Consider the following 3,718-nt stretch of genomic DNA (forward strand, 5'->3'; position numbering starts at 1 on the left):
TCGGCCTCACCTGCGACCCGGTCGGCGGCCTCGTCCAGATCCCCTGCATCGAACGCAACGGCATGGCCGCGGTCAAGGCCGTCACGGCGGCCAGGATGGCCATGCGCGGCGACGGCTCCCACAAGGTGTCCCTCGACAAGGTCATCAAGACGATGAAGGAAACGGGCGCGGACATGAGCGTCAAGTACAAGGAGACGGCCCGGGGCGGGCTGGCTGTGAACATCATCGAGTGCTGAGGGTGGGACGGGCGAAGTGGGGGAAGAGCAAAGGAAGTTGCCCCCCACAGGCAACACCCGCACCCGTCCCCCCACCGCACGGAGGAACCACATGCTGCGCGGCATCGACGTCAGCGCCTACCAGTCGTCCTCGTACAGCACCGAAGGCGTGTCCTTCGTCTTCGTGAAGGCCACCGAGGGCCGTACGTACGTCAATCCGAAGCTGAGCGCGCAGACGAAGCGGGCCCGTGACGCCGGCTGCGTCGTCGGCTTCTACCACTTCCTCTGGCCGGGCAACCTCACGGCCCAGGCCGAGTACTTCGTCGGCAAGGCCCCCGAAAAGGCCGGCGACATCCTCGCCGTCGACTGGGAAACAACGGGCGACGGCACCCACGCCTCCAACGCCGAAAAGGACCGCTTCATCCGCAAGGTGAAGGAACTCCGGCCGAACAACCGGGTCGTTCTCTATTGCAACCGGAACTACTGGCTGAACGTCGACGACACCTCGTACGCAGGTGACGGTCTCTGGATCGCCGACTACGTGACCGCGGGCAAGCCCCGCATCCAGGCGAAGTGGCGCTTCCACCAGTACACCGACGACCCGCTGGACAAGAACGTGGCACAGTTCGACACCCTCGCCGACCTGCGGGAATGGGCGACACCGTAGGCTGCCGGGCATGGGCGGGACAGTGGCTGCGGTCAGCAGCAGTGGTGAGTATTCGTTCTCCAAGCCGAATCGGGACGGCATTACGTTGCTTGCCGGGCTCGGAGTGGAGGGGGACGTGCATTCCGGGGTGACGGTGAAGCACCGGTTCCGGATGGAGAAGGATCCTTCTCAGGTGAATCTGCGGCAGGTGCACCTCATTCACGAGGAGTTGTTCGACGAGGTGCGGGAGGCCGGGTTCGAGGTCGCGGCCGGGCAGCTCGGCGAGAACGTCACCACCCGGGGCATCGATCTGCTCGGGCTGCCGACCGGAACCCGGTTGCGGGTCGGGGACGAGGCCGTCGTGGAGGTCACCGGCCTGCGGAATCCCTGTGCGCAGATCGACGGCTTCCAGAAGGGGTTGATGAAGCAGGTTGTCGGGCGGGGCGAGGACGGGAGCGTCCGGTTCCGGGCCGGGATCATGAGTGTCGTCGTCACGGGTGGCGTGGTGCGGCCCGGTGACCCGGTCGAGGTCGAGTTGCCGGACGGGCCGCACCTGCCCCTGGAGATCGTCTGAGCGGAGCGCCGGAGGGCCGAAGCTCTGCCGCCGGAGCCCTGCGCCCGGAAGGAAGTCCGCCAAGCGCTGCCGCCGTGTCCCTACGCCCGGAAGTCCGCCGAGCGCTCCCGCGGCGCCTCCGCCAGGGCCTTCGTCACCGCGTCCACGCCTTCCTGGAGGCCGTAGACCGGGGTACCGGGCTGCTGGCGCCAGGAGTCGTCGAGGGAGCCCGCGTCCACCGTGTCGAAGCCGAGTTCGTCGATGAGGTCGCGGACGACCTGCTTGGCGGACGCGTCGTCGGCGGCCACCGGGAGGGCGATGCGGTCCGGGGCGCCGGCCGGGCGGTGGCGGTCGAGGAGGTCCTGGGCATACGTGCCGTTGAAGGCCTTGACGACCGTGTGGCCGAGCTGCTGGGCCGTCCAGCGGCTCTCCGTCAGGCCCTCGTCCTCGATCCCGGTGATCTTGCCGTCCCGCTGCCGCGGGTAGTAGTTGCCGGTGTCGACGACGACGGCTCCGTCGGCGGCCTCGTCGAAGAGCCCGGACGGCAGGCCCGGGACCGCCTTCAGGGGGACCGTGACGACGACGAGTTCGGCGCCGCGTGCCGCCTCCTCGACCGGGACGGGCGTCGCGCCGGTCTCCTCGGCCAAGGCGGTGAGGGTCGCCGGACCTCGGGAGTTGGCGACGGAGACGTCATGGCCGAGGGCCGTGAGCCGCCGGGTGAGGTTGCCGCCGATGTTGCCCGCTCCGATGATGCCGATCTTCATGACTCGCGCGTCCTTCCAGGGGTCGATGACTCCGATGTGGAGCACCAACCTCCGGGGCAAGCAGGCTATTCCGGGCCATCACCCGAAAGGCCGCACAGCGTTTCGAACGTCCGGAAACCGCCGTCGCGCCCATCGCACGGGGCCGGGGCACGCACCGTACGACGAGGGGGCGCCCCCGCCCGTCCGGCGGGAGCGCCCCTCGCGATCCTCGCGTTCGGCTACTTGTTCAGGTGCGACCAGAACTCGTCGAACGACAGCAGCTTGTCGCCGTTGAGGTCCTGGGAGGCGATCACGGCCTCGGCCACCGACTCGGTGACGTTCCAGTCTCCGCCCTGGGCCAGGGCCTTCTTGAACTCGGCGGCGGTGACGTAGCCGTCCCCGTCCACGTCGATGCGCTCGAACGCCTTGCGTGCTTCCTCGATGTCCGCCACCGGACCCGCCCCTTCTGATGTGCCGTACTTGCCGAGGTCAGATTAGCTGCCGAGCTGAGCGCGGAGCGCGGCGACCACCCACGCGAACGCCTCCCGGTGCGTGGGCAGCGGCTCGGTCCCCCGTACGAGTGCCGGCAGTTCCCGGAAGCGGGCGAGCTCGGCCTGGCTCGCCGACACCATGCGTTCCAGTACGGCGGCCCTGTCGGCGTCGCCGAGCACCTCGGTCAGGACCGTGGCGGCCCCCGGGTCGTCCGGCGCGAGGCCCCGCTCCCGTGCCTCACCGGCCAGCTGCACCAGGCGGCTCATCAACCACAGGGACGTACCGGCCGGCACGTCGGGCCCCCGGTCCGCGGCGTTGAACTCGACCATCCTGCGCATCCGCGCGCGAAAGCCCGTGTCCTGCAGCAGCGCGGCGAGCTCGACCCAGGCGTCCACCCGCTCGGTCGTGGGGTCGTCGGGCAGGTCGGGCACGCCGAAGCGCAGCCGGGTGCGGATGGTGCGCACCGGCAGTCCGGTGCTCCGGGAGAGCTGCCCGATGGTGAGCAGCCCGGTGCCGTCGTCGATCATGGGGTGGAGTCTGGGCCTTCCAGTGGGTGGAGACTCAAGTGGCGGGCGAGGAAAGGGGCGGCGCGGTGGCCGGCACTCTGCGGGGCATTCTCGACGCGGCGGCGCGAGGAGTCTTCCCGCCGCCGGACGGCGGTACGACGGTCGTGCCTCAGCACGCCCACCGGGACGCCGGGGTCATCGCCTTCACCGCGCACTCCGTCGTCTTCACCGACGAGGGGGACGGGTGGGTCCGCGAAACGCTGGCCGCCGCCGACTGCGATCCGCTCGCCGCGACCATGAACCCGCGGTTCCTGTCGGCGTTCATGGAGCGTACGGGGCGTACGACGGACACGATCGACCTGCTGACGGTCGCGGCGCCGCTGCCGGGCCCGCCGCCGCTGGGGCTGACGGAACTCGACGATCCCGGCCATCCCCGGGTCGCCCGGGCCCGCAAGCGGCGGGACGACGTGCGGGTGTGGGCCGCCGACGGGGGCGTACTCGTCCTGGGGCGCGGGGTCGCGGGGCGGCTGGAGGCCGCGACCGAGGTGGCCGAGGGGGTACGG

At 70.4% G+C, this 3,718-nt stretch carries 6 protein-coding genes and 1 pseudogene; 4 read left to right on the forward strand and 3 right to left on the reverse strand.

From position 1 onward, the window contains the following. The 3 genes from O3Q52_RS50390 to O3Q52_RS50400 form a co-directional block, all read left to right on the forward strand. Positions 1–236, forward strand: a 236-nt coding sequence (locus O3Q52_RS50390) for an L-serine ammonia-lyase, iron-sulfur-dependent, subunit alpha (protein ID WP_269655129.1), incomplete at its 5' end; no start/stop codon positions are given. 91 nt (positions 237–327) lie between these two features. Next, positions 328–882, forward strand: a complete 555-nt coding sequence (locus O3Q52_RS50395) for a glycoside hydrolase family 25 protein (RefSeq protein WP_269655130.1) — start codon at positions 328–330, stop codon at positions 880–882. Between the two features lie 10 nt (positions 883–892). Beyond that, a complete protein-coding gene (locus O3Q52_RS50400) occupies positions 893–1,435 on the forward strand; it encodes an MOSC domain-containing protein (RefSeq protein ID WP_269655131.1) in 543 nt (180 codons plus the stop codon). An 80-nt stretch (positions 1,436–1,515) separates the two neighbouring features. Here the strand turns inward: O3Q52_RS50400 and O3Q52_RS50405 are convergent, their stop codons facing one another. From O3Q52_RS50405 to O3Q52_RS50415, 3 genes and pseudogenes are all read right to left on the reverse strand, one after another. Further along, on the reverse strand, positions 1,516–2,178 hold the full coding sequence (locus O3Q52_RS50405) for an NAD(P)-binding domain-containing protein (protein ID WP_332113024.1): 663 nt from the start codon (positions 2,176–2,178) through the stop codon (positions 1,516–1,518). A gap of 218 nt (positions 2,179–2,396) precedes the next feature. Beyond that, positions 2,397–2,609: an EF-hand domain-containing protein gene (locus O3Q52_RS50410; RefSeq protein ID WP_189843688.1), complete on the reverse strand. Its 213-nt coding sequence runs from the start codon at positions 2,607–2,609 to the stop codon at positions 2,397–2,399. Between the two features lie 42 nt (positions 2,610–2,651). Continuing rightward, positions 2,652–3,104: pseudogene (locus O3Q52_RS50415) on the reverse strand (MerR family transcriptional regulator); the annotation flags it as partial. 137 nt (positions 3,105–3,241) lie between these two features. Between O3Q52_RS50415 and O3Q52_RS50420 the strand changes: the two are divergent. Next, positions 3,242–3,718 (forward strand): GNAT family N-acetyltransferase (locus O3Q52_RS50420; RefSeq protein ID WP_269655133.1); only part of this gene is annotated, 477 nt, incomplete at its 3' end.

It is taken from the genome of Streptomyces sp. ActVer, assembly GCF_027270795.1.
In the GTDB taxonomy this organism is placed as follows: Bacteria; Actinomycetota; Actinomycetes; order Streptomycetales; family Streptomycetaceae; genus Streptomyces; species Streptomyces umbrinus_A.

Coding starts and splice junctions, on each gene's coding strand:
- O3Q52_RS50395 (WP_269655130.1), top strand. CDS start 328: ATGCTGCGCGGCATCGACGTCAGCGCCTACCAGTCGTCCTCGTACAGC.
- O3Q52_RS50405 (WP_332113024.1), bottom strand. CDS start 2,178: ATGAAGATCGGCATCATCGGAGCGGGCAACATCGGCGGCAACCTCACC.
- O3Q52_RS50400 (WP_269655131.1), top strand. CDS start 893: ATGGGCGGGACAGTGGCTGCGGTCAGCAGCAGTGGTGAGTATTCGTTC.